This window comes from Wolbachia endosymbiont of Pentidionis agamae (assembly GCF_036711655.1).
Lineage (GTDB): Bacteria > Pseudomonadota > Alphaproteobacteria > Rickettsiales > Anaplasmataceae > JAZHPY01.
This window is the reverse complement of the sequence record NZ_JAZHPY010000106.1, coordinates 1-2,849: the sequence shown is the minus strand read 5'-3', so window position 1 is coordinate 2,849 and position 2,849 is coordinate 1. Positions and strand designations below refer to the sequence as shown.

General features: G+C 36.6%; 1 protein-coding gene. It reads left to right on the top strand.

Annotation, left to right across the window (positions count from 1 at the left end; translation table 11 throughout):
• Positions 1-2,849, top strand: a 2,849-nt coding sequence (locus V6U76_RS05005; RefSeq protein WP_333024033.1) for a hypothetical protein, incomplete at both ends; no start/stop codon positions are given.

Genomic DNA, 2,849 nt, shown 5'->3' with positions numbered 1-2,849 from the left:
AGCTGTAATAGGATTTATCGCAGGAGCTTTCGCTAGCCATTTGAGTCCGATCAATAATTTCATGATTTATAATGAACAAAACGCACAATTCGGTCGTTTGGATCTCTCAGTGGCGTTTTCAGATTCGCGGCCGTCGTTTATCTTTGAAATCACTGTTAATGAAACCGCTGAGAAGGCATTGAGTAGCAGTATAAACAAAGGCCTTTTTGCAAAGTGGAAATCACTTGCAAATCAAAACATAGTATTTGGTGTTAATTATGAATCGATTAATACAAAGTGTAGTTTTGAGACTGAAACTATTCACGTTGAAAGGCCGAAAGGGTTATTTATTGTTATTCTGGATTGGATAAAATCGATTCTAAATCCAAGTGATTCTGTCAATGATGTCAATCATTTCAAAGAATTAATTAGAAATGAATTGCATTCCGAATATTATTCATTTGGTGACCAATACAATAGCAATAATTTGGTGAAGTTTATCACTGGACAATTTATTGCCTTTGAATTTGATGGCATTAAGTTTTATGGAATCGATAATCTCGGAAACTGCAGCTACTTTATTTTGACACTGAATGAAAAGCTCATAGTTTTGAAGGTTGGCGATGTATTTGTTCCAATTGAGTATTTTGTTAATAACCTGAACAGCGGAACGAATCTCAATACGAGTGATATAATTTTGGATATTAACCTCCGTCTTTTAAAAGCTGAAAAATTTGACTCAAACGTTTTGAATGAAGTGGAAGTGAAGTTTTTTTCTTCCAGTGAAGTAAGCGCGAGAAATGTGACTTCCGATTTGAAGTTATTAACGATTAACACAACAATTGATGTTAACAATATTTGGGCAACAGGTGACAGGAAACGAATCTTGTTTGTTGAAGATCTGAACAACGCGATCAGTATTCTCAGTGAGAGCGATAAGCAATTTTTACAAACTTCAATGGATTTGAAGTCATTTATTCACGGAATGATACTTGGAAAACGAAGGAACTCAGACGAAAGAGTAATTGTCAACATAGATGTGATGAAATCTGGGTTTACAACTACTGATCTGGAAGCTCGACGAGTGATTTTGAGGAATGACAGTTTGCTAACAGAACTCTACAGTCAAATGGAGATAAAAGTAGCAAATAACGGCGATGAACTTTTTTCATTGTTTCAGAATGCGAAGTTACAAATGGAAAAGCATAAAATAAATCACGAGTCGTACTCATTTGCAGCTCAAGTGACTCAACAGATGTTTGTGTTGGATACAGTGAGTAACACTGTTCACAACTCTTTTCTGGAGTTTCGAGAGGTTAAAACTCAAAGCGATCGTTTAAGAATTCATTTTGACGATGATTGCGTTGACGACGAACAATTGTTTTACTTGCCGTGTTATTTTGATGAGGACAAGAAAGAAAAGGCTGTTCTAAAAGGAGTGAAAGTGCTTGAAAAGTTTTCTAAACTGGCAAAGGAAGAAAGAACGGAATATTTAGACTGGGTTGAAGATCAGAGAGTAGTGGGGCCGAAAAGTGAGAAAGTTGAAAAAATGGCAAACTTAAGAAAAGCTGAGAAATTGTTAAAGAAGGCAAACCAAATACCTGTGTTACCAAAGAAAAAGGATTCGGGGCTAAAATTTGGAAAAAATGGATTTAAATATTTTAAGAAGTCGACGCAAAATTTGAAAATCTTTAGAAAAGTCGAACAGGGAGCAACTAAAGTAATGAAGCCTCTCAAAGGTGTTGGTAAAGCAATTTCCAAATACAGCGGCCCAGGCTTGTCGGCTGTAAGCGTAGTTTTTAGTGGCACACGTCTCGTGAATGATATAATTGAGTTGAAAGATGTGAAGGATGAAACTGAGAGAAATGAAAAAATTGCTTCAATCGTAGTCGATGGTGTAACGATTGTTGTTGACATCGCGCTGATTGTGTTGAAGATAGTGAATGCGGCACTCGCTTCTTCTGTCGGTGGACCAGTGACGTTGGCCATAGGTGCATTGTCTATTATTGGAACAGGAATTTATAAAGGAGTAAAGAGAGTGAACGAAATTGAAAATCAAATTGGACAACTTTCAGTTGTGTATAAAATCGGAGAAGGATTGCGAGGATTTTTTGGCTTCGATGCCAGTGGTTATGTTCAACACTTAATTCGTGAACGCAAATTATTGAACCAAATTGACGCTGAAAGAAAACAGTTGCAAGCAATGAACTTTGAACTCGCATTCAATCATTCGAGTCTTTTGGTAAAGGACGTTGTAAATTTTCTCATCGAAAACAATGAGTTTGACGCAAAAGTTGTACCGTTTCAACAGTTGAGAAAACTTCCAATTATGGACACAGGTGAATGCAAAACGTATAAATATCACGAAACTGGTTGCTGTAAAACAGTGTGGAAGGTTTTTTCGTTTGGAGTGTGTTTTGCATACTGCGAGAAATATAAGGAATGCACGGAACGTAAACGCGATCGGCCCGCAGCGAACTGGGAGAACGCAACTATTCCAGATGTTGTCACGAAAAGAATTAGCTTCACTCGTTTCGCGGAAACTGCCAAAAATCGAGGAGGTTATAACAACGAAGGAAAAGTTATTAACCACGGAGATGATTTCTTCAAAATAATGCACAACAGTATTGTTTTAATTGACGAAATTATGAATTACATTCGCGTTTCTAAAACATTTAAACGAGAATTAAATGAAGATTCGTCTGCACGTAAAATGTGCTATCCATTCAATACAATGTCTAAGTACAGTAACGAAAGTGGTTATTATTGCAAAAATGCTTTCGGAATATCGTACAGTTTAAACCGAAGTGAATTAACATCGACATTAATTGATTTGGAAGAGGGAAATGATTTCGCTGTTGGTCGTACGA